The organism is Flavisolibacter ginsengiterrae DSM 18136, assembly GCF_059568575.1.
Genome location: NZ_JCANTR010000010.1, coordinates 21,741 through 44,953, shown reverse-complemented (window position 1 = coordinate 44,953; position 23,213 = coordinate 21,741). Strand labels below are relative to the sequence as shown.

Annotated in this window: 25 protein-coding genes; 8 read left to right on the top strand and 17 right to left on the bottom strand. The window is 42.6% G+C overall.

Going from position 1 to position 23,213, the window contains the following annotated elements; translation table 11 throughout:
- Positions 1–39 precede the first annotated feature (39 nt).
- From BP74_RS11740 to BP74_RS11730, 3 genes are all read left to right on the top strand, one after another.
- Positions 40–396, top strand: coding sequence for a DUF4286 family protein (locus BP74_RS11740; RefSeq protein ID WP_496374304.1), 357 nt, complete (start codon positions 40–42; stop codon positions 394–396).
- A 243-nt stretch (positions 397–639) separates the two neighbouring features.
- On the top strand, positions 640–960 hold the full coding sequence (locus BP74_RS11735) for an HU family DNA-binding protein (protein WP_449401670.1): 321 nt from the start codon (positions 640–642) through the stop codon (positions 958–960).
- A 147-nt stretch (positions 961–1,107) separates the two neighbouring features.
- The gene (locus tag BP74_RS11730) at positions 1,108–1,230 is read left to right on the top strand and encodes a 30S ribosomal protein THX (RefSeq protein ID WP_496374302.1); all 123 of its coding nucleotides are present in this window, start codon (positions 1,108–1,110) and stop codon (positions 1,228–1,230) included.
- Positions 1,231–1,299: 69 nt separating this feature from the next.
- Here the strand turns inward: BP74_RS11730 and pdxH are convergent, their stop codons facing one another.
- From pdxH to rlmD, 14 genes are all read right to left on the bottom strand, one after another.
- Entirely contained in the window at positions 1,300–1,944 is a 645-nt protein-coding gene (gene pdxH / locus BP74_RS11725; protein ID WP_496374300.1) for a pyridoxamine 5'-phosphate oxidase, read from the bottom strand.
- 33 nt (positions 1,945–1,977) lie between these two features.
- Positions 1,978–2,934 carry a hypothetical protein gene (locus BP74_RS11720; RefSeq protein ID WP_496374298.1) on the bottom strand — a complete coding sequence of 319 codons (957 nt, stop codon included), beginning with the start codon at positions 2,932–2,934 and terminating at the stop codon, positions 1,978–1,980.
- 73 nt (positions 2,935–3,007) lie between these two features.
- Complete coding sequence (gene pyrH / locus BP74_RS11715; RefSeq protein WP_496374296.1) at positions 3,008–3,721, bottom strand: UMP kinase; 714 nt, start codon at positions 3,719–3,721, stop codon at positions 3,008–3,010.
- Between the two features lie 219 nt (positions 3,722–3,940).
- Positions 3,941–4,525: a nuclear transport factor 2-like protein gene (locus tag BP74_RS11710; protein WP_496374294.1), complete on the bottom strand. Its 585-nt coding sequence runs from the start codon at positions 4,523–4,525 to the stop codon at positions 3,941–3,943.
- 173 nt (positions 4,526–4,698) lie between these two features.
- On the bottom strand, positions 4,699–4,908 hold the full coding sequence (locus tag BP74_RS11705; RefSeq protein ID WP_496374292.1) for a hypothetical protein: 210 nt from the start codon (positions 4,906–4,908) through the stop codon (positions 4,699–4,701).
- A 113-nt stretch (positions 4,909–5,021) separates the two neighbouring features.
- The gene (locus BP74_RS11700) at positions 5,022–5,642 is read right to left on the bottom strand and encodes a class I SAM-dependent methyltransferase (RefSeq protein WP_496374290.1); all 621 of its coding nucleotides are present in this window, start codon (positions 5,640–5,642) and stop codon (positions 5,022–5,024) included.
- Positions 5,643–5,707: 65 nt separating this feature from the next.
- Positions 5,708–5,965 carry a hypothetical protein gene (locus BP74_RS11695; protein ID WP_496374288.1) on the bottom strand — a complete coding sequence of 86 codons (258 nt, stop codon included), beginning with the start codon at positions 5,963–5,965 and terminating at the stop codon, positions 5,708–5,710.
- Positions 5,966–6,140: 175 nt separating this feature from the next.
- A complete protein-coding gene (locus BP74_RS11690) occupies positions 6,141–6,287 on the bottom strand; it encodes a hypothetical protein (protein WP_496374286.1) in 147 nt (48 codons plus the stop codon).
- 253 nt (positions 6,288–6,540) lie between these two features.
- Positions 6,541–7,149 carry a DNA-3-methyladenine glycosylase family protein gene (locus tag BP74_RS11685; RefSeq protein WP_496374284.1) on the bottom strand — a complete coding sequence of 203 codons (609 nt, stop codon included), beginning with the start codon at positions 7,147–7,149 and terminating at the stop codon, positions 6,541–6,543.
- A 254-nt stretch (positions 7,150–7,403) separates the two neighbouring features.
- Complete coding sequence (gene cysS / locus BP74_RS11680; protein ID WP_496374282.1) at positions 7,404–8,903, bottom strand: cysteine--tRNA ligase; 1,500 nt, start codon at positions 8,901–8,903, stop codon at positions 7,404–7,406.
- Between the two features lie 168 nt (positions 8,904–9,071).
- Complete coding sequence (locus tag BP74_RS11675) at positions 9,072–10,193, bottom strand: endonuclease/exonuclease/phosphatase family protein (RefSeq protein WP_496374280.1); 1,122 nt, start codon at positions 10,191–10,193, stop codon at positions 9,072–9,074.
- A 120-nt stretch (positions 10,194–10,313) separates the two neighbouring features.
- Entirely contained in the window at positions 10,314–11,246 is a 933-nt protein-coding gene (locus tag BP74_RS11670; RefSeq protein ID WP_496374278.1) for a rhomboid family intramembrane serine protease, read from the bottom strand.
- A 35-nt stretch (positions 11,247–11,281) separates the two neighbouring features.
- Positions 11,282–12,016 carry a rhomboid family intramembrane serine protease gene (locus BP74_RS11665; RefSeq protein ID WP_496374276.1) on the bottom strand — a complete coding sequence of 245 codons (735 nt, stop codon included), beginning with the start codon at positions 12,014–12,016 and terminating at the stop codon, positions 11,282–11,284.
- A 9-nt stretch (positions 12,017–12,025) separates the two neighbouring features.
- A complete protein-coding gene (gene rlmD, locus BP74_RS11660) occupies positions 12,026–13,519 on the bottom strand; it encodes a 23S rRNA (uracil(1939)-C(5))-methyltransferase RlmD (RefSeq protein WP_496374274.1) in 1,494 nt (497 codons plus the stop codon).
- Positions 13,520–13,778: 259 nt separating this feature from the next.
- Here rlmD and BP74_RS11655 point away from each other — a divergent pair, with 259 nt between their 5' ends.
- On the top strand, positions 13,779–15,200 hold the full coding sequence (locus tag BP74_RS11655) for a DUF5106 domain-containing protein (RefSeq protein ID WP_496374272.1): 1,422 nt from the start codon (positions 13,779–13,781) through the stop codon (positions 15,198–15,200).
- Positions 15,201–15,207: 7 nt separating this feature from the next.
- Positions 15,208–17,136, top strand: a complete 1,929-nt coding sequence (locus tag BP74_RS11650) for a peptidylprolyl isomerase (RefSeq protein ID WP_496374270.1) — start codon at positions 15,208–15,210, stop codon at positions 17,134–17,136.
- A 74-nt stretch (positions 17,137–17,210) separates the two neighbouring features.
- On the opposite strand, the gene metF is transcribed toward BP74_RS11650, so the two are convergent.
- Positions 17,211–18,164, bottom strand: a complete 954-nt coding sequence (metF, locus tag BP74_RS11645; RefSeq protein WP_496374268.1) for a methylenetetrahydrofolate reductase [NAD(P)H] — start codon at positions 18,162–18,164, stop codon at positions 17,211–17,213.
- Positions 18,165–18,362: 198 nt separating this feature from the next.
- Here metF and lptB point away from each other — a divergent pair, with 198 nt between their 5' ends.
- From lptB to fabG, 3 genes are all read left to right on the top strand, one after another.
- Complete coding sequence (lptB, locus tag BP74_RS11640) at positions 18,363–19,145, top strand: LPS export ABC transporter ATP-binding protein (protein ID WP_496374266.1); 783 nt, start codon at positions 18,363–18,365, stop codon at positions 19,143–19,145.
- 107 nt (positions 19,146–19,252) lie between these two features.
- Entirely contained in the window at positions 19,253–20,761 is a 1,509-nt protein-coding gene (locus tag BP74_RS11635; protein WP_496374264.1) for a GH3 auxin-responsive promoter family protein, read from the top strand.
- A gap of 86 nt (positions 20,762–20,847) precedes the next feature.
- Positions 20,848–21,603 carry a 3-oxoacyl-[acyl-carrier-protein] reductase gene (gene fabG, locus BP74_RS11630; RefSeq protein WP_496374262.1) on the top strand — a complete coding sequence of 252 codons (756 nt, stop codon included), beginning with the start codon at positions 20,848–20,850 and terminating at the stop codon, positions 21,601–21,603.
- A gap of 103 nt (positions 21,604–21,706) precedes the next feature.
- Here fabG and BP74_RS11625 read toward each other — a convergent pair whose 3' ends face one another.
- Positions 21,707–22,342 carry a DNA-3-methyladenine glycosylase family protein gene (locus BP74_RS11625; protein ID WP_496374260.1) on the bottom strand — a complete coding sequence of 212 codons (636 nt, stop codon included), beginning with the start codon at positions 22,340–22,342 and terminating at the stop codon, positions 21,707–21,709.
- Between the two features lie 52 nt (positions 22,343–22,394).
- Positions 22,395–23,171 carry an enoyl-CoA hydratase/isomerase family protein gene (locus tag BP74_RS11620; protein WP_496374258.1) on the bottom strand — a complete coding sequence of 259 codons (777 nt, stop codon included), beginning with the start codon at positions 23,169–23,171 and terminating at the stop codon, positions 22,395–22,397.
- Positions 23,172–23,213 lie beyond the last annotated feature (42 nt).

Below are 23,213 nucleotides of genomic sequence, written 5' to 3'. Positions count from 1 at the left end.
TTTAGGCTATTGTTTAAATTAAATAATCAATCCATTAAGATGAATACTACCGGGCAGGACGAAGCAAATAGAAAGGGAGAGGAGGAATTTGCCATCATTTATAATGTGACGGTAAAGGTAGATCCGTTTATTGCTGACCGTTGGTTGCAGTGGATATTGGAAGAGCATTCGCCTGCCATACTACAGACGGGTTGTTTTACAGATTATAAAGTGGTCCGGTTGCTGGAAGTAGATGATACGGAAGGGCCAACTTATGCCATTCAATACCATGCTGCGTCAAAGGCGGATTACAACCGTTATATAGAGTTGCATGCCGCGAATATGAGAAAGAAAAGTTTTGAAAAATGGGGTGAACGGTTCATCGCATTCAGGAGTGTCATGCAGGTTGTGAAATAGATGTGTACAAATTGAACGCGTAAAGTTTTTCTTTTTCTTTTTATTGTATATTCCCCTGTAAGCCTTGCCCTGCCTGCATTTCAGGATTCATCCTTTGAAACACGCTGTGGGTAAGGGTTTCAGTTAAATGCATAGCCGTTTGATATGTAAGAAACACTACGTAAAATTCCGTAAAACCCTTATACCATAAGGATTTCAGCCGACAAAACTATTTTTATAAAATGAGTAAAATTATTTTGTTGGATAAAAAAACCCTCTATTTTTGTTGCTGTCAAAACTTTTAAAATATCAACTATGAACAAAGCTGAATTGATCAACAAGATCGCTGATGATGCAGGTGTTACAAAAACTCAAGCTAATGCTGCATTGGATTCTTTTGTTGAAGCCGTTACTAAGACCCTGAAAGGTGGTGGAAAAGTTACTTTAGTAGGTTTCGGAACATTTTCTGTTTCCAAGCGTGCTGCCCGTAATGGCCGTAATCCTCAAACAGGTGAAGTAATCAAAATCAAAGCTAGAAAAGTTGCCCGCTTCAAAGCTGGTAAAGAGCTTTCAGCCAAATTGTAATTGCTGCACAAATGCATTGAAGCCCTGTCATGTACAGGGCTTTTCATTTGCTGCCAGTGCCAAGGCATACATTTCTCCACCACAACACGTTAAAGGTTTAAGCGGTGGATATTTTTTTACGACATTTGCAAAACAAAAAATACAACTATGGGAAGAGGTGATAAAAAAACAAAGAAAGGTAAGATCTTTAAAGGTTCTTTTGGAAAGGCAAGACCTGCCAGCGAAAAGAAAACCACAGGTAACAAACCTGCTGAGAAAAAGGAAAGCTAAACAGTTGGCTGGTTGATAAGTAGGTAAGGACCAGTATCTTGTCAGCTTATCAACCTTTCAACTTTGCCATCAGGGTGCAAGACGCTCAATCTTCCAGTTTCCATTTTCCTGCAGGGTATATTGTATCCGGTCATGCAGCCTGCTGGGACGCCCCTGCCAGAACTCCATAATCACGGGCTTTACTATATATCCTCCCCAATGGGGTGGTCTTTCAATTTTTTTATTTTCCATTTGCCTGGACATTTCCTGGTAATGATCATCAAGCCAAGAGCGGTTGGGTATCACCTGGCTTTGAGGAGAAGTCCATGCGCCTACCTGGCTACCAATAGGCCTGGAATGAAAGTATTCATCACTTTCCTGTCCTGGTATTTTGTTAACCAGGCCAATGATGCGCACCTGGCGCTCGAGTTCTTTCCAAAAAAAGATCAGGCAGGCTTTAGGATTTTCTTCCAGTTGCAAGCCTTTATAGCTTTTGTAATTGGTAAAGAATACAAAACCTTCCGGGTTATATCCTTTTAACAGGACAATACGTGCCGAGGGCATGCCGTCACTGGATGCAGTGGCAAGTGTCATAGCATTGGCCTCATCTACCTGGCTGTCAATAGCCTGTTGCCACCATTTGTCAAATTGCTGAATAGGATGTGGAGCAATGTCGGATTCGAGTAATGTTTCGGAGGAGTAGTCTTTGCGCAGGTCGGCAATGGATGGATTCATACGAACGTATTATGCCGCAAAGGTAAAGGGCGCTTATTTACCGGAACCTTTTCTCAGCAAATAATCTCTTTCCTCAGCTATCATATCCAGCATGCTTTCCAACTCGCCAATACGACGTAATTCAGTTTGCAGTTTTTTATTGGTGTCGGAGACCGTTTGCAGGTCTGTGTTCAGGTCCTGAAGAAACTGAACTTTTTTGTGCAGTTGCTGTCTTTGCAGGTTAGCCTCCGCCAGCTTGTCCTCCATAGTATTCATCATCTGCTGCAGGCGCTGGTTTTCCGCATAGGTCTCTTCCAGTTTTTCTGCTTTGCGCTGCAGATCTTTATGCACCTGCTCATATGACTGCCTGGTATCTTCCAGTTCCAGCGCCAGGTTGTTGGCACGGTTAGCTTGTTTTTCCAGGCTGGCCATCTTTGATTGCAGCAGTTCAAATTCCTGGTAAACTTCTTCAATTTTATCAGCCATTCTTTCCGCCATGGAAGCCTGCTGTTTTACTTCTTCTAATTCGGACTGTTTTTTTTCGAGCCTGGCTTCCAGGTTCTCAATTTCTTTTTCCAGGTGTTTGTTCTGTAATTCCAGTTCTTCACGGCCTTCATTCTCTATCTCTTCCACCTGCTTTAAAAAGCTGTTCAACAATTTCTGCTGTTGGAGAATAGTTTGTTTCAGATCATCAATAGATTCTTCTTTAGGAACCTGCTTTGATTTTGCCGGTATATATTCAGCAGGTGCTTCTTCATATATTTTTCTTGACTCTTTTTTAGGTTCGTGAGATTCTTTAATTATGGTCCTTTCCTGTATGCTGGAAGGAACAGAGGTAGGGGAGTTGTAAAACCCGGGGCGCAGAGTTACTTTTTGATTTGTTTTTTCAATGGTCTCTTTAAGTGACCTGCGGCTGGTAATAAAGAAATAGATGGCTAACCCTAACACAATAGCGCCGGCAAGGAGCACACCGATTTCCAGAAGGCTAAGATTAATAGAAAGGAGTGACATCAGTTAGTTCAGTAAGTTTTCGGTGAACAAACTAATGATTTTTTTTTAAAACAGGGATAATGAGGGTTAAAACTTATACGGTAACCAGTGTTCCTACCTTTTCTCCCGTAACAACCCTACGTAAATTCCCGGGTTTGTTCATATCGAAAACAACAATGGGCAGTTCATTCTCCATACAGAGGGTAAATGCCGTCATATCCATTACATTCAGCTTGCGGGTAATACATTCCTGGAAAGTGATGCTGCCGAATTTAGTGGCTGCCGGATCTTTTTCAGGATCAGCAGAATAAATACCATCAACCCTGGTGCCTTTCATGATCACATCTGCTTTTATCTCTATGGCTCTCAACGAACCAGCCGTATCGGTAGTAAAGTAAGGATTACCTGTACCAGCACCAAAGATCACTACTCTGCCTTTTTCAACGTGGCGGATAGCCCTGCGGCGGATGTAGGGTTCTGCAATCTGTTCCATTTTGATGGCGCTTTGCAGGCGGGTATATACGCCTATTTTCTCCAGGGCGGCTTGCAGGGCCATACCATTGATAACCGTAGCCAGCATGCCCATATAATCGCCATGAGCCCTTTCAATGCCTGTTTCAGCTTCGTTCATGCCGCGGTAGATGTTTCCACCACCAATAACAATTGCTACCTGCACGCCCAGGTCAACGATTGATTTGATGTCCAGGGCATATTGACCCAGCACCGTGGTGTCAAAGCCAAAGCTTTTGTCACCCATCAAAGATTCACCGGAAAGCTTAAGAAGAATACGTTTGTATTTAGGTAGCATATTATCTGTTTATAAAAGCGCTGCGAAGATAAAGGAAGTTGGAAGTTTGAGCGCTGAACTTTTGGATAATGCCATGTTTTTCTGTGTGGCTATTTATAAGTATTTGCCTGGGTCCATCAATGGAAATTTGGGCACCAGGTAGTTTACAATTGGCTTTTATAGCATACTACCCATAAAAAAGCAGGGCATTGCCCTGCTTTTTACCAATCATTACAATGCTTATTGTTGCTGCATAACGGGCTTGGCTGTGTATTGGCGGTAAAAATCGATCTTTCCATCTTTATTGATCCGCCAGATCTCATGTATCATTTGTGAAGTGACCTTACCATCCTTGTCAGTATCATCTTCATGCCCCCAGATGGCAACCCAATTTTCGTTACGGTCAACGCTTTTCAGTGGCAACCAAACCTCTACTCCACTTTTAGCCGAAGCGATCGTGTTGCGTTGTTGTTTACCAGTTGAAAGGAAAGCATCTTTTCCTTTTATCAATTCACCACCAGAAGTTTGCATAACTACGGTATCAGATATGGCATCGGCATGCCTGTCAAGCTGGTTATCATCCCAGTCCTTCCACATATCCAGGATCAGCTTGCCATGTGCAGGATTTCCCAACTGGAATTTAGATGAATACTCCGGCTTGTAAGGATAGTCCATCATATCGCCTTTCATATCCATATTTCCTTTGTCCTTCATTTTGGTAACCTTTCCTTCGGCATCTTTTGTTTTGGTCTTGACCTTATCCTGTGCCGTTAATAAAAGGGGTAGAGCTAAAGATGCTAACAGAATGATTAGAAGCCGTTTCATTTTGGAAGTTTTAAATGTTATGTATAAGAGTTGAATCCTAAATAACATTTTCAATAAGTACAGCCAGCATTCATAGAAAGGAATGAATACTTAAGTTACTGAAAAATTGTAAAAAAAATTAACTGGTGGAATGAAAAAAGCTGTAGTTGAGATGATGGAATTGAAAGTATAGATCAACTATTCCTGTATTTCCAGCTCTGGCTTTTTTTATCTGCCTTCACCAGCCTTTCCAGTATGTTCTTTTCCAGTACAATGAAATCATACCCTTCAATGCAGTAAGCATAATTGCCACCGGCAATTACAAGGTCCTGGATGAGGCCTTCCTGTCCTTGCTTGAAAATATTCAGGAATGATACTTTATCTCCAACTTGGAAAGTGTGCATAATCAGGTGGCTTGTTTTGGCTGAGAAGTAAATCTAATTTAGAAAAAATAGATGAATTGGGAGGTATAATCAAAGCATATTTTAAAAAAATTGTTTTTGGTTATCTAAGTGACTTAAGATTTCAAGACGATTACTGAAATAATAACCTCTTTGTCCTGGTGTGGTATTATGATCTCTTCATGCTGCCTGCAAAAATTCATCAGTGGTATTAAAAATGACCGGGCAAGGAGTCGCTGGGGGGTACTTAGAAGTACAGTGATATTTTTTTGGAGAAAGGAAAGGATGAATTCCTGTTGCCATTCAAATGCTTCCGGTTTATAATTGATATCACTTAGCAGCAGTACATCAGTTTCCAGGTTTAAAGGAAGTTGGTCCCAATCTATAATGCAGGTAAAGACATTTTTCAATTGGTGGTATTGCGCAGACAAAGCAGCAAATTCAATGGCGGTAAGATCATGATCTGAACAGACCACAGATGCAGCCCACCTGGCGGAGATCAGGGAGGGTAAGCCAAGGCCAGCCCCCAGTTCCAATACTTTTTTATTTTTAATTAATTCAGGATGGTCAAGGATAAATCCTGCCAGTGCCTTAGCAGATGGCCACACCTGCGCCCAATAGGGGAAGCCAATTGTTTTATTGGTATAGGCATCATGCACTTCTTTAGATGAAGGTGCATATAATTGAAATTCCTCGTCTTTAATAGTAAAGGTCTCCAGGTGAGGCGTAAACTTCATGTTAGGCAAAGTTGCCGTAATAGAAAATGGAAAGTATCAGGAATATGTAAGATGGTATTTTCATATCAGATAGGACGAGGTACCAAACCAGATATGTCGATCTGTTCAAGATAGGGCTCCAGGCACTCGGTATCATCAAAGGCATGTATCATGATGATCTTGTTATTTTCCTGTCCGCGAAATACCTCCACGTAATAATCAAGAAATGCATACAATTCCATGGTAACCCTAAGACCCCTGCATTCAACAAGCATTACCCCTTCTGTATCTAAAAGGTCCAATTGTAAGGACCGTTTTAATCGCTTAAAATCTCTCAATAACATACAAACACGTTAAGCAATATGTTCTCGCAAAACCTGTTCCACTAACAGGTCAATATCAATTATGTAATAGGATCATTTATTATATCAGGTAGGGGCATAAAAAAAGGGATAAGCTTCCATTTCTTCAAGTACATAAAACACAATAGCTTACCCCGGAATTTATATAGAGTGTTAATTAGCTGAAAAGGCTTTCGATCATTACATAAAAGCTTGCGCCAAAAAATGTAAGGAATAATAGAACCATCAGTATTGTTTTCCTGGTGTAGGCCGTTTCCTGCCTGTCACCATTTTCGCCAATTAAGCTTTCCCACACATGTTTCATACATCATTCGTTTGTCTCTATAAGGGATAATACTGTGCCAGTATTTATTTCAAGATATTATATGCATGAAAATCAATCCCAATGAGTGATTTGTGTGGATTTATTTGTTCATATCAGCCCCAAATGGAGTAGGAAGCAATACAGCATAAATATAGTTTGATACTTATCTTAAGCTCGGTCAACAAGTTGGGATTATATGTATCAAAATACCCGTTTGTTGCTCATTGAAGAGTTACTGGATCTAGATCCATGTTCAGGTCACAGGGACGTTGTCTTTAAATTGCCACAAATGAAGACAGGCATAAGTACGGTAAGGCGACCATTTTTGAGACAGCTTCAACATTTTTTCTCTCATTTCTTTTTTGTTGCTATCATCCAGTTTGTAGATCTTTTTCATCGCTACCTGTATGCCGTAATCATCCACGGCGAATACATCTTCTCTTCCCAGTGTAAACATTAACAGCATTTCTACAGTCCACCTGCCAACTCCCTTGATTTGTGTGAGCAATTCAATGATCTCCTCATTGCTCATCTTTTTCAATCGCTTATCATCAAGGTTATGGTCAATTGCAAACTGGGCAACGTTTAAAACATATTGGGCCTTGGCATTGCTGAGCCCTATCCCACGCAGGGTTTCTAAAGATGTTTCCACAATTTGTTGGGGAGTTGGTTCATTTCCGCCATACAATTCAAGGAATCGATGATAAATGACCCTGGCCACTTTTGTTGACAATTGCTGGCTCATGATGGATGCACAAAGCCTTAGGCAAATGTTCTTATGGAATTTCAACGCAAAGGGTTCGTGTTGGGCTACCAGTTTTGAAAGTTTTTTATCCTTTGAAAGATGAAGGGTATAAGACATGTGGCTTGCGTATTAATTTTGTGGATGTTATAGTGCAAATGTAGTTTTGAAAAGCATGGTGCAAAGGGAAATTACTTCAACGGCTGATGGCTCTCATACGATCAGCATTCCTGATCACTACGAGACCAGGGTGTGGTGATATGCAAAATCTATATTTGCTTTGAAAAAAGAGGAGTTAAGATGAATAAATTGCCCGGAGCAAAAGGCAAAAAAGAAATGGTCCGGGCCATCAAATGATCCCGGACCGTGGTATTTTAACTCAACACCCAACTAATGTTGCCATCCTTATCGTCCTTGAGTTGAATGCCGATATCTGAAAGTTGATTGCGGATCTTATCTGAGGTTGCCCAATCTTTTTTATTGCGGGCTTCTTTACGCAGACTGATCAAAACATCCATTACTCCCTTCAGCTTATTGTTATCAGCTTCAGATTCACTGCGGAGTCCAAGAATATCCTCGATATAGATCTTCATTTTTGATTGCAGGTACTGCATAGTTCCGTATGATAGACTATCAAAAGCTATGGTTTTGTCCTTTAGTGAATTGATCACAGGTACCAGTTCAAACATATTGGCCATTACCTTGGCGGTACTGAAATCATCATTCATGAACTCGTCAAATTCATTGAGCAAGCCAATTACTTTTTCATCCAGTTCCTTATTCTTTCCATTAGCTTGTACCAGTCCATCTGTGGGTATTGTCTTCAGCCATTCGTATGCTTCCATCAGTCGTTTCAATCCCTTTTCTGCAGCAATTAATGCCTCATTACTGAAATCCAAAGTACTCCTGTAATGCGTCTGCAGTATAAAGAACCTGATGGTCATCGGTGAAAAAGCTTTTTCCAGCAGGGGATGATTGCCGCTAAACATTTCGGTAAGCCTGATCACATTATTATAGCTCTTACCCATTTTGCGCCCATTAATGGTGATCATGTTATTATGAATCCAATAACGCACCGGTGCAATATGGTTGCATATGGTACTTTGTGCGATCTCACTTTCATGATGCGGGAATAAGAGGTCCATTCCGCCTCCATGGATATCAAACTGCTTTCCCAGGTACTTGGTACTCATAGCAGAGCATTCAATATGCCAGCCTGGAAATCCTTCGCCCCATGGACTGGTCCAGCGCATGATATGTTCAGGTGGTGCAGCTTTCCAGAGTGCGAAATCTGCCCTGTCGTGCTTTTCTTCCTGCCCTTCCAGATCCCTGGTAGTTTCCAGAAGGTCATCGACAATGCGACCACTCAGTTTCCCATATTCATGCGAAGCGGCATATTTCTTTACATCAAAGTAAACACTGCCATTAGATTCATAGGCATAACCCGCTTTAATGATATCCTTGATCATATTGATCTGCTCAATGATATGACCGGTGGCTGTAGGTTCAATGCTTGGCTCCAGGGTATTGAATTTTGCCATGGCCCAATGAAACAGGTTGGTATACTTCTGTACCAGTTCCATGGGTTCCAGCTTTTCAATCACTGCTTTTTTAGAGATCTTGTCTTCAGCTTCACGGCCTTCTTCTTCAAAATGACCGGCATCTGTGATATTTCTTACGTAGCGAACCTTATAACCAAGGTGCAGCAGGTAACGGTACACCACATCAAATGTGATGTAGGGCCTGGCATGGCCCAGGTGGCTTTCACCACTTACAGTGGGTCCGCAAACATACATGCCCACATGTCCTGGAACCAGGGGAACAAACTCTTCTTTATCTCTTATATAGGAATTGTATACTTTCAGTTGACTCATAAATAACTATTGAATGGGATCGTAAAAATGCGGGAGGGCCGGGATAGCTAGCAGCAACAACATTGAAAAGTATAGGTGTCAATTACGATCATACGGCTCAAAGATAATCGAAAGCCCCCGAAAAATAAATGCCTGGAAAAAGTCAATAATAGTTTAACTGGGTATTATTCATTTATTGAGTGCCACATCGGTCACCAACATGTAATGGTCTGAATAATTTTTAATGATGCGGTTGAATTGACGGATAGCAAAGTCTTTGGTTGTGAAGATGTAATCAATACGCAGGGTAGGCGCAATATAGGAATAGGTTCGCCCTACACCTAACCCTGTCTCCAGGAAGGCATCCTGCAGATCCTGGTCCCTGATGGTAAAATAAGTATAGGAATTGGGCACATCATTAAAATCACCAGTAAGTATATAGGGATAGGGAGAGGATGATATCACCTGTCTTACCACGTCGGCCTGGATACAACGCCTGACCACTCCTCTTTTTAGTTTTACAAAGATGTTCTTTGAATCTTCCACCATGGTTTCATCCGTTTTTTTGATGCGGTGAAGGCGTTCAAAGTCTTCCTTGCCAAATCTTACGGACTGAAGATGCGTGGTATAAAGGCGAACAGTGTCTTTGCCAAAAAGGACATCTGCCTGCAACAATGCTTCCGGCATGCTGGGTGCAGGGAAGCGCACCATATTGGTATCAAGAATGGGCAACCGGGAAAAAATGATCTGTCCCACCCATTGCTTGTATCCATCACCATCCCAGGAGAAATAATAATAGGGATAATTCAATTCTTTCCGGATATAATCCAGGTTGTCGTAGTATATACTGTCGGTGGAATGGAAGAATTCCTGCATACAAATGACATCGGCATTCTGTTCCTTTATAAGGTCCATCATTTTGAGCCTTGTCTGGCTACCCTTGTTATTATTCCGCCTCCATTCCGTAAAGCGTCCAACATTCCAGTGGACCACCCTGAGTGTGTTCTTAGGCTTTTCGTAATCGAATTTATCGGGGTTGTGAAAAGCAAAGAAGACCAATACAGCTTTATAACCTATAGCCAGCGCAAGAATGGAAATGAATACATACCGGGCATTAAAGACCAGCCAGAAAAAAATAAAAGCCAGTAAGGTCACCACAAGAAAAGCAAAACCAAGTCCTATCAGGGAAAGTGCCCACCATTTTTGGGGGTTCAGGTACGGAGCCCAGCAAGCCAGCAGGAAAATAATGGCTGCCACCAGGTTGATGACAATAAATAATACTTTGGTAGAGCGCCGGTAGTTGATCCCCATCAGAAGACGAATTACACGAATTTCAGGAATTGCTGTTATTAAAACGAATTAATTGCTCAGCAATTGCCGAGAAAACGAAAAAGGTAGGCCCGGAAGCTTACCATCGAGCAATCAAGAGGATTAAATATCTTCTTTGCTGGCCCTTTTCAGAATCTCTTTTTCATCGTCTGTAAGGGAGCTATAACCTTTCTGGTTGATCTTGTCAAGGATCTCATCCACTTTTTGCTGGGTTACAAGGGGGGTCTTAATGAATGGCTGTACCCTGGCCTTGTAAAACAATTGAGTCTTAACGACCTTACCCTTCTGGGGCTTGTCGGGATTAAAGAGATTATTGACCCAATCAAAGAAATTGTTCATCCATGCGCCCCAGTCTTTACCGCGTTGCATCATGCGCATAAAAAGGAAGCCCATGGCAGCACCAGCTATATGGGCAATATGTCCACCGGGATTATTGTAAGGAATTGTTGCCAGGTCGATGATCAGGTAAAGAACTGTGATGACCCATAGGGGTATACCACCATTCAACATGGGAAAAATCCTGTAGCCTGGTGCCAATGTAGTGGTAGCTATAGCTATAGACATGATACCTGCAGAAGCGCCACAGGCATAGGCCAGTGGAAGGCTTTGTTTCAGGGGATTAATCAGGTTATAGGCAGCCATATAGGCAAATGCGCCTGCCAGTGCACCGTATAAAAAAATTGGTACCAGCTTCCTGTTGCCGGCAAGGTCTTGCAATATGTAGCCAAACGCCCAAAGCCATAGCATGTTGGCAAGGATATGCCAAACTGATTCAGTGCTATGCACGAACATATGGGTGAGTAAGGTCCAGGGGCGGGTGATAAAAGTGCCCAGGTCTGCAGGGAGGGCCACCCAATGAAAGATATTATTATCAAACGCTGACACGCCTGCATCGCCCTGGCTGAAATAGTAGATCACTTTTATAAAGGCAAGGATCACAAATACAACAAGGTTTATGGCGATCAATAAGGTGAGCGCATTACCATCCTGGCCTATAGACAGGCGATGTCTGTTTTGTTGTTGATAGTAACTCATAGTGAATAAAAAAGAAACTGCAATTTATCTGCCACTTAATAAAACCGTCGACGGCTACTTTTGTTCCATATAAGCACCAAAATAAATCCAGTGATAGCTCCGCCCAGGTGAGCAAAATGTGCAACATTATCGCCGCTGATATTTGCTACGCCTCCAAATAAGTCTATTGCCGCCAGTCCCAGCATGGCCCATTTGGCCTTTACCGGCACCGGTATGAACATGATGTATAACTCCGTATTAGGAAACAAGTATCCGAATGCTGCAAAGATACCCATTATTGCGCCTGATGCGCCTAGTGCAGGTGCTGCCGCGCCTATCAAATTTTGGGCAATTGGGTCATTGGCCTTGATGGCCTGCAGCAGTTCCTGGCACCTGAAATACTGGATGGCCAGGTGACAGGCAGCCGCCCCTACACCGCAGATCAGGTAGAACAGCAGGAAGCGCTTTGGCCCCCAAACATTTTCCAGTATCCTTCCGAACATCCACAAACCAAACATATTAAAGACAATATGAAAGATCATCTGAGGAGAATGCGCAAAAAGATGGGTCGCAATCTGGTAAGGATAGAATTGCTCAAAGGGTTCATAGATCTTATTGGCTACCAGTATCTGGTGCAATTCAGCCGGCATGATGGGGTATAGCGAGATCCTTTCAGTTATTCCATATTGACCCAGTGTTACCTGGGCGATGAAAACCAGTACATTGATTATGATCAAATTCTTGACTATGGGAGGGAAATTATCCGGCCGGGTAAATTTGAAATTGCTCATCCTGAATTCTTATTTTCTTTTTAACTGTACTACGTTTTCTATATGATGTGTATGGGGGAACATGTCAACCGGCTGCACCCGGGTTACTTCGTATTTCTCATCCAGTAGGGCAAGGTCCCTGGCCTGGGTGGCAGGATTGCAGCTTACATAAACCACAATTGGTGCTTCCATTTCAAGTATCTTCCTGACAAGCTTTTCGTGCATACCCGCCCTGGGCGGATCGGTAATGATCACATCGGGGCGGCCATGCGCCTGGATGAATGCATCGTTGCAAATATCTATAACATCACCACTGTAGAATTCAGCATGATGAATATGATTCAATAATGCATTTTCCTTTGCATCTTCCACTGCGGCTTCGATCATTTCCACGCCGATGATCTTTTTAGCATGCTGGCTGCAAAAAATGCCAATGCTCCCGGTGCCGCAATAAAGATCATACAATACCTGCGATCCATCTAGTTCTGCAAATTCCTTTGTTACCTGGTAAAGCTTTTCACCCTGGCGGGTGTTGGTCTGGAAGAAAGATTTGGGTCCTATTTTGAATTGAAAGGGTTCGGAACCTGCACCTGCAGATAATTTTTCTATCACAAATCCTTTGCCTTTGTACACAACCGGTTCCTGGTCATGCAGTGAGTCATTCCATTTTAAATTGATGGTGTATAACAAAGTGGTTACCTGCGGGAACTGCTGTTCAACAAACTGCAGGAGTGCCAGCCTTTTCTTTTTATCCTCCTCTCCAAAGACAACGTTTACCATTACTTCGCCTGTAGTGCATATGCGCACCTGCAGGTTACGCAGGAAGCCGTGGTGTCCCCTGAAATCATAAAAAGAATAATGATTTTGAAAGGCAAATTCCCTGATTGCATTCCGCAGCGCATTGGTAGGTTCTGCCTGCAGCCAGCATTTTTCAATATGCACCACTTTGTCAAAGAAACCCTTGGCGTGAAAGCCCAAAGCACCTGGAATATATGGCGCAGATTGCTTGCCAGCTATCTCATTCAATGCGTTACCAATGCTGATTCCTGGTTGGTTATTAGCCTGGTTGTCCCTTGGTCTTGGCGGGGGTGCGGAAACGGTAAATTCTTTGGTGCTGAATGTATATTCCAGCTTATTACGGTAAAACTTATCCTCCTCAGCGCCAATAATGGGTAAGAATTCAGGAAGTTTGATCTTCCCGATCCTGGTGAGGTTGTCGTATACCTGCTGGTGTTTGTATTCCAATTGTTTCTGGTAAGGAAGCATTTGCCACTGGCAGCCGCCACACACACCGAAATGCTGGCAGAAAGGGTCCACCCTTTCTTTTGAATAGGTTTTGAATTCAAGGGGATAACCTTCAGCCCAGTCTTTTTTGTTTTTTAAAAGTCGCACATCCACCACATCGCCCGGCACTACATTTTCTATAAAGATCACTTTACCATCCCGCCTCGCCAGGGACTTACCTTCCGCAGCATAATTCTCTACCTGAACGTCCTGTAAAACAATATTCTTTTTGCTTCTCACGGCGTAAAAGTACGGCCTTTGACCTCTTGTTTAGGAAGGCTCTCCCGGTTTAAGAAGGTTCTAACAGAAATGAAATACACTGCCAGGCAAACCTTTTAGCTATATACTCTATAGGTTTTTTACTCCTCGTGAATAAGAACAGGGAAGTATATAGATAGTTTTAGAAAATTCCTCAACCCATGGAAATACTGTTTGTCTTTGCAACTCTTTAACCATGTTTGCACTCTTTTTAGATATTTTTACGAGATAGATTCAAGCTATGAAATATACTGCCACCGTTCTTTCTGCTTTTATTTCTCTTTCTCTTTTTGCCCAGAATGGCTACGAGATCAAGGTCACACTCAAACCTTTTAAGAATCAATGGATCTATTTGGGGCATTATTATGGCCGGCAATTGCCCATTGTAGATTCGGTGATGTTGAACAATAATAGTGAGGGCGTTTTTAAAGGGAATAAAAAATTGGGTGGAGGCATTTACCTGGTTGGCTATCCTGACAGGGCACAGAACTTCGAGATATTGATAGATAAAAATCAGAAGTTTTCAATTCAGGGAGACACGGCCCATATTCAAAAAGTAAGCTTTACCAATTCACCGGAGAATGTAGCCTTTAAGGCTTACCAGGAATTTATGACCACTAATGGTCGTGCCATCGATGCCTTGCTGGCAAAAAGAAAAGGTGCTGCTAAAGAGGATTCTTTAAAGCTTACCTCGCAGGTAGAAACATACAATAAAAAGATCAGGGATTATCGCCAATCGTTAATAGCTAAAGAACCGCAAAGTTTCCTGGCCGTGTTGCTAAAGGCCATGAAGGAACCAGAGGTGCCTAAAAATGACCCTGCGGAAAAAACTGATTCGATGTTTGCCTACCATTATTTTAAAAAGCATTATTGGGATGATGTGAACCTGTCTGATGACAGGCTGGCCCGTACGCCTTTCTTTGATGCCCGCGTGGATAAATACATGGAGAACCTGGTTTATCCAGCAGCAGATTCTGTCATTAAAGAAATGGACTGGATGATGAGTTATGCCAACGTGAATGATGAAATGCAGCGTTTCATGTTGTTGAAATTTGTGAACAGGTACCTTAACCAGAAATACATGTGGGAAGACGCCGTCTTTGTTCATCTCTTTGAAAAGTATTTTGCTCAAAAGGAATATCCATGGCTCACGGAAAAAGGGAAGAAGCTGATCACAGACCGGGCCTATAGCCTTATGGCGAATATTATGGGCTCGCCGGCAGCGGAGATAGAACTACCTGATAGCCTTGGACAGAAAAAAAGCCTTTATGCTGTGGAAGCACCGTTTGTGCTGGTAGCAATCTGGGATCCCACCTGCGGCCACTGTAAGGAAACCTTACCAAAACTGGATAGTATGTACCGCGCCAAATGGAAAGGCTATGGATTAAAAGTATTTGCACTTGCCAAGGAAACGGATGGCAGCAGGAAGGACTGGACCTCTTTTATTGACAGCCATCACCTGGCCGACTGGGTGAATGTGTATTATTCAAAAGAAGATGACCGGGCACGTACCAGTGCCAATATACCAAGCTACTCGCAGTTGTATGATGTTCAAACTTTTCCTACTTTGTACCTGCTTGATAAAGACAAACGTATTATCGCTAAAAAGGTGACGTTTGAACAGGTAGATGAAATATTGCAATACAAGCTCAAAAATCGCTAAAGGAACTATGAAAAAACTAATTGCTTTTGCTCTTCTCTGGGCCTCATTTTCGGCTACAGCACAAACTTTATTTCATTATGGGAAGGACTCTGTTTCAGTAAATGAATTTCTGAAAGCCTACCAGAAAAATAATACAGGGGTCAAAACAGAAAAAGCATTCCTTGATTACCTTGATCTCTATATCGCATCGAGACTTAAGATAGCAGAAGCCCGTTCCAAAGGATATGATACCTTACCACAGATCGTTACAGACTTGGAAAGCCTGCGGCAACAAATCCTGCCTTCATACCTTACAGATAAAGAAAGCACCCAGAAACTGGTAAAAGAGGCATTTGCCCGTTCTCAAAAAGATATTCACCTGGCCCACATCTTTATTGCCGCCAGGGGCGCTGATACCCTTGAAGCCCGCAAGACCGTTGCCGAATTGCAGGCAGATCTAAAAAAAGGTAAGCCATTTGCGGACCTGGCTCAGAAATATTCAGATGACCCCTCCTCTAAAACCAATGGCGGGGATATGGGATATATTACGGTTTTCAACCTGCCCTATGAGTTGGAGAACCTTGCCTACTCTACGCCAGTGGGTAAAACTTCGCCATTATACCGGTCAAAGGCAGGCTACCATATCTTTAAAAACCTTGGTGAAAGAAAAACCCTGGGAAGAATGAAAGCAGCCGAGATCCTGCTTGCCTTTCCTCCCGATGCTGATGAAGCTTCAAAGTCGGCTGTAAAAAAGTTAGCTGACTCTTTGTACAACCGCATACTTAAAGGTGATGATTTTGGAAAACTCGCTTCCCAGTTTAGTAATGATATGGTGTCTGGTGCATCTAATGGGCAAATGCAGGAATTTGGCACTGGTGACTATGATCCTGTATTTGAAAAAACGGTATTTTCCTTATCAAAAGATGGTGATGTAACTGCTCCCTTTCTTACACCATATGGTTACCATATTGTAAAAAGGATCAGTAAGGTGGCCATACCTTCTCAACCTTCCACTACGGCATTGGCAGCTATGCAGGCTAAAGTGGAACAAAGTGACCGTATCAACACCACCAAATCCTTGCTGGCAAAGAAAATAATGAAGGATGCCAGGTTCAAAAAAGCTGTGTTTAGTAATACAGAACTTTGGGCTTACTCTGACAGTGTATTCAATCATCAATCGCCAAAAAGTGCATTACAGCTTACCAGCGCTTCCACCTTGTTCACGGTTGGAAAACAAAACATAACAGTGAATGACTGGATCAATTATGCCCAGAATTTCAGGTTCATGGCCGATGGCAGCGGGATAAAACCCTATGCGCAGGTAATGGACGAATTTATTGATGCCAGCGCCATTGATTATTACCAGCGACACCTGGAAGATTACAATGATGACTTCCGCCAGCAGATCAATGAATTCAGGGATGGAAACCTGTTTTTCGAGATCATGCAAAGAGAAGTGTGGGGACCAGCCCAAAATGATTCTGCAGCTTTGGTCAGTTATTACAATGCACATAAGAATAAATATAACTGGAAGCAAAGTGCAGATGCGGTGATCTTTTATGCCAACGACCTGGCGAGTGCAAATGAACTGGCCGCTGAATTAAAAAAAGCCCCATCACAATGGCGGTCACTGGTGAGTGACAGGAGTGAAAAGATAGCTGCTGATTCTTCCAGGTTTGAACTGGAGCAATTGCCTAACCCTGCACATGTTTCTATAACGCCAGGTACCATTACAGCTCCATTGGTAAACAAAGCAGATAACACAGCTTCTTTTGCTTATATACTGAAATATTACCCGGAGACAGAACCCCGCAATTTTGCTGATGCCAAAGGACTGGTGATCACAGATTACCAGTCACAACTTGAAAAGGATTGGCTGGAAAAATTGAAAAAAAAATACCCGGTTGTAATGAACCAGAAAGCACTGGAAGAACTGAAGAAAACGAAAAGATATTAAGCTTTACAATTTAGGCAATAATAGAAAAGAGACCCCCTAGAGGTCTCTTTTCTATTATAAGATCTTTGTCACTACTATAAGATCTCTTTCACTACATTAGAAATGATATTTGGTTTTCCTAAAGTATAGTAGTGCAGCACGGGTACGCCTGCTGCCTTTAATTCTTTTGATTGCTGCAGCAGCCATTCCGTTCCTACGATCTCTACATCTGCATCCGTTTTGCATTTCAATATTTCACCTGAAAGTTCTGCCGGAATATCCACGTGAAAGGTTCTTGGCACTACGGTAAGCTGTTTTTTAGAGCTTACAGGTTTTAGTCCGGGTATGATGGGGACTGTAATACCTGCATTGCGGCAGGACGTTACAAAGTCAAAATATTTCTTGTTGTCGAAAAACATTTGCGTAGTAATATATTCTGCACCTGCGTCAACCTTTGCCTTCAGGTATTGAAGGTCTGTTTGCATGTTGGGCGCTTCAAAATGTTTTTCAGGATAGCCTGCTACGCCAATACAAAAATTTGTCTTCACAGCATTCTTAAGATCTTCTTCAAGGTAGATCCCATTGTTCATATTAATCACCTGGTGCATTAATTCAATGGCAAAACGGTGTCCTCCTGGTTCAGGTTCAAAGAAAGTCTCATTCCTGGGTGCATCTCCACGAAGTACAAGTACATTATCTACACCTAGGAAGTTCAGGTCGATCAGGGCATCTTCGGTTTCCTGCCTGCTGAACCCTCCGCAAATAAGGTGTGCTACCGCGTCAACCTTGTAGCGGTTCTGAATGGCAGCACAAATACCTACTGTACCTGGCCGTTTACGTACCTCAACCTTATCAAAGGTGCCATCGCTTTTGCGTTTGAACATGCTTTCGCTTCTGTGGTAGGTAACATTGATGAAGGAAGGATTGAATTCCAGTAAAGGGTCCAAATGCTCCCAAAGCGCATTGATACCCTTGCCCTTAAGTGGAGGTAATATTTCGAAGGAGATCAGTGTTCCTTCGCCATTCCTGATGTGGTCGATAACTTTCATAAAGAGCCGCAAACTTAGGTAAAGTTGATAAGTTGGCAGGGCACAAGATAAAGGACCATGAGTAATATAGATCAGTTAACCCCTTTTAATTATAAATCAGCCGATTCGATTGAAGTTTTTTATATATCCTTTCTGCACCTACCTATTGTTTAACTGTTCAGCAACCTTTGAAACAATTATTTTTACCAAAACTTTCTTTTGAGTATAAGAATACATACCAATGAACTGGTAAAGCGCTATGGAGACAGGACTGTTGTCAATCATACTTCCATAGAGGTCAAGCAAGGCGAGATCGTGGGATTGCTTGGTCCGAATGGAGCGGGAAAGACTACTACGTTCTATATGGTGGTAGGTTTGATCAAGCCAGATGAAGGTGAAGTATTCCTCAATGATGAGAACATCACTCCTTTGGCTATGTATAAAAGGGCACAGATGGGGATTGGTTACCTTCCACAGGAAGCCTCTGTTTTCCGTAAGCTCAGTGTAGAAGATAATATTAAGGCCGTCCTTGAAATGACCAGGCTTCCTAAAAAGGAACAAAAAGAAAAGCTCGAATCATTGCTGGAAGAATTCCGTCTGTCACATGTGCGCAAAAGCCATGGTGATGTATTAAGCGGTGGTGAAAGAAGGAGAACTGAGATCGCCAGGGCGCTGGCAGTTGATCCCAAATTTATATTGCTCGATGAACCATTTGCGGGAATTGACCCTATAGCCGTGGAAGATATACAGGCTATTGTGGCTAAATTAAAGTTTAAGAATATTGGCATATTGATCACCGATCATAATGTTACCGAGACCCTATCTATTTGTGACAGGGCTTACCTGCTTATTGAAGGCAAAATCTTCAAACATGGCACGGCCGAAGAACTGGCCGAAGACGAGCAGGTGAAGAAACTATACCTGGGAAGAAATTTTGAGCTGAAAAGGAAAGATTACCTGATGCAGGATTTTAATCCCGAAGCTTTAACTGACAGCCTGTAAAGCGCTTTATATGAGCTAAAACCTGCATCTATGGCTCAGTCCGCTATACCTGCCATTGGCTTGTTTTCCGTTTTAAATGATTCTTCTTTCGTATTTTGCCCCGACTCATGAAGTTGCTTAGCCCTGCCATATCGCGTTTTGCCCGCTGGCGCCTCTGGTCCATAGAAAAATGGATGAGTGATGCGGCGACAAACCAGTTCGATGTGTGGCAGGATCTGCTGGCTGCAGGACAGTACACGGAGTTTGGCAGAAAGCATAGTTTCTCAAACGTACAATCCCTGGAGGATTTCAAATCAACAGTACCCATACAGGAGTACGATAGCCTGAAACCCTATATAGACAGGATGATGAAGGGGGAAGAAAATATACTGTGGAACACTCCAATATCCTGGTTCGCCAAAAGCAGCGGCACCACCAGCGACAAAAGTAAATTCATCCCTGTCAGCGAGGAAAGTCTGCAGGATAATCATTACAAGGCATCGAAAGATGTATTAAGCTTTTATTACGCCACTCATCCCGAAAGTGATCTACTCACGGGTAAGAGTCTCATTATTGGAGGCAGTCACCAGATAAGCCAGGTGAATGAAGAAGTGCATTATGGCGATCTGAGTGCGGTTATTGTACAGAATTCTCCATTCTGGTCCAACTGGATCAGGACACCGGATACCTCCATAATTTTGATGGACGAGTGGGAAAGTAAAATTGAAAAGCTTGCCCAATCAACCATATTAGAGAACGTAACCTCCATGGCTGGGGTGCCCACCTGGCTTATTGTCCTGTTAAAGCGTATACTGGAGATAACAGGAAAGGATACCATTAAAGAAGTATGGCCCAGCCTTGAACTGTATATGCATGGTGGAGTAAGCTTTGTTCCTTATAAGCAACAGTTTGAAAAATTAATTGGTGCGCCTATTAATTACCTGGAGATGTACAATGCATCTGAAGGATTTTTTGCGGCGCAGGACGATGTTACAAGAGAAGGTATGTTGCTGATGTGCGATCATGGTATCTTCTATGAGTTCATGCCACTCAGTGAATACGGGAAAGAGTTTCCGGAAACCATTCAGCTTGACGATGTGCAGACTGGGGTAAACTATGCATTGGTGATAACTACCAATGGAGGATTGTGGCGTTACCTGGTGGGAGACACCATTCAATTTGTTTCGTTGGATCCATTCCGCATCAAGGTTTCCGGTCGCATCAAGCATTATATGAATGCTTTTGGCGAAGAGATCATTATTGATAATACGGATAAGGCAATTGCTGTTGCCAGTCAAAAAACCGGGGCAGTGGTGAAAGATTATTCCGCAGCACCTGTGTATTTTTCAGAAGAAGGTAATGGTGCCCATGAATGGCTCATTGAATTTGAAAAAGAACCCCAGGACCTGGCAGGATTTACCTCGGAACTTGACACAGCTTTAAAGAACATCAACAGCGATTATGAAGCCAAAAGATATAAGGATATAGCCTTAAGGATGCCCCTGATCAAATCAGTGCCACTCAATACTTTCACCAACTGGCTTAGCAGCAAGGGAAAACTTGGCGGACAACACAAGGTGCCAAGATTGTCTAACGAAAGAACTATCCTGGACGATATCAAGTCCTTTATGCTGTAAGCATAAGAGTATTCTAATTCATTTCTCAATTTCTCCGATGTAATTTCTGCCTGTTACCTACATTTGTTGCCTGTAAAAATTAACGCATGAAATTATTGGAAGGAAAAGTTGCCATTGTTACGGGGGCTGCCCGTGGAATAGGAGAGGGAGTTGCTTTGAAACTGGCAGAGCAGGGCGCCAGCATTGCCTTTACCTATGTAAGTGAAAGCAGCGCTGAAAAAGCACAAGCCCTGGAACAAAAGCTGGTGGCAATAGGTGTGAAAGCAAAAGCTTATCGCAGCAATGCAGGGGAGTTTGCCGAGTGTGAGACATTGGTGAATAACGTGATCAAAGAGTTTGGACAGGTAGATATCTGTGTAAATAATGCAGGTATCTCTAAAGATAATTTACTCTTACGCATGACGCCGGAACAATGGGATGATGTAATGACGATCAATCTCAAAAGTGTGTTCAATATGACCAAGCAGGTTATTCGTCCCATGATGAAGGCCAAGGCAGGTAGCATCATCAACATGAGCTCCGTGATCGGGTTAATGGGTAATGCCGGTCAAAGCAGTTATGCGGCTTCCAAGGCTGGTATTATCGGGTTTACCAAATCAGTGGCAAAAGAATTAGGCAGGCGCAACATCCGTTGCAATGCCATAGCTCCCGGCTTTGTAGAAACTGATATGACAGGATACCTGAAAGAAGGTGAGCAAGCCGATAAATACAAGGCAGGCATTCCGCTGGGACGCTTTGGAACTACCGATGATATTGCTAATGTTACCTTATTCCTGGCATCAGACCTGAGTGCATATGTAACAGGACAGGTGTTGAGTGTGGATGGTGGGTTGTATATGTAAGTAGAAAATAAGGTTGATAAAAAACCTTCCTGGATATTGTATAAAAGCGCTTCCCCGGAAGTGCTTTTATATTTTTATGAGTTGGGATAATTGATTAAATGTTTCAATGCAGTATCCGGATGTTTTTCTTTTTGATATAATAATGCCAGAAAAGCATCGTGGCGATAGATCTATAGGGTTTCCATGCTTCAGCCATCTCAAGAGCCTGTTCTTTTGAAAGCTTATCTATTCCTTTCACCATTTTAATAGCGTTCAACAGTGCCAGGTCGCCAACCGGGAAGATGTCAGTGCGACGCAGTGCATGCAACAGGTATATGTCAACCGTCCAGTCGCCAATGCCTTTTAGCTTTTTTAATTCATGCCGCACCACTTCGTCTGGCTGATGCTGCAGCTTCCGCAGGTTGATGGATTCCCCTGTTAAGGCCCTGGCTAACCCCCGCGTATAAACGATCTTTTGGCGGCTTAAATAGCAACTGCGTAATTCATCATCTGACAACTGGAGTAATGCATGCGGAGTGATGTTACTGATCTTTTCCTTTAATTTTTTGTAGGCTGCGTAGGCAGATGCCAGCGATACCTGTTGTTCTAATATGGTAAGCACCAGTGTTTCAAAATTATTAGGTCGTATCCATAGGGGAGGATGCCCATACTCCTTCACGATCATGCCAAGCTGTTCATCCTTTTGAATGATAGTTTTATATAATCCCGGCAATGTTGCTTCAGTGAATCGTTCAATCATGGAATAAAAAGAAGGCTGGCAGTGTGCCAGCCCTTACAATGTAATTGTATCCTTAGGAAACTTTATTCTTGAATTTGGTAATGGCTTCCCGGGTGAAATTGCTTAGCACCAGTTTTCCGCTGATCTCGGCCCTGTGAATTAACAGGTCGTCCCAATCTTCTGTTCCCTGCCAAAGCGTTTTTTTAAGTGCGGCCATGGCATCAGGACTGCTCTTTGCCAGTTGGCCGGAAAGTCTTGATATGGATTCATCCATACTTTCTATGGAAGGATGCAGTTCTGCATACAATCCTTTCCTGCGCGCCCAGTCTCCATTGCGCCACATTCCGGCATCAATGGCTAATTGCGAAAAAGCAGAGAGGCCTAATTTTCTTTGTATGGCAGGACCCACTACAAATGGACCTATACCAATTGCCAGTTCGCTGAGTTTTATTTCTGCTCCTTCCAGGGCAATGGCATAATCCATAGCTGCAGCAAGACCTACCCCGCCACCCACACATTTGCCATGAATGCGGCCAATGATCATCTTGGGACATTTTCTCATGGCATTGATCACATTGGCAAACCCGCTAAAGAAATGAAAACCTTTTTTTTCATTTTCTATTTGAGTCAGTTCATCAAAAGAAGCGCCGGCACAAAATGCTTTGTCGCCATAGGAGCGAATAATAATGACCTTCGTTTCCTTATCAGTGCCTACAGCGTGTATTTCATTTGCCAGGTCTTCCAGCAACCTATAGGGTAAGGAATTGCTTTGTGGATGAAAGAATTCTATTGTGGTTATTCCATTGTGCGTTTCTGTGTTTACATATCCGTTGGTCATGTCTTTTGCCATAGCTACAATTTTATTAAGATGGAAAGAAGTTCAGGTTATACC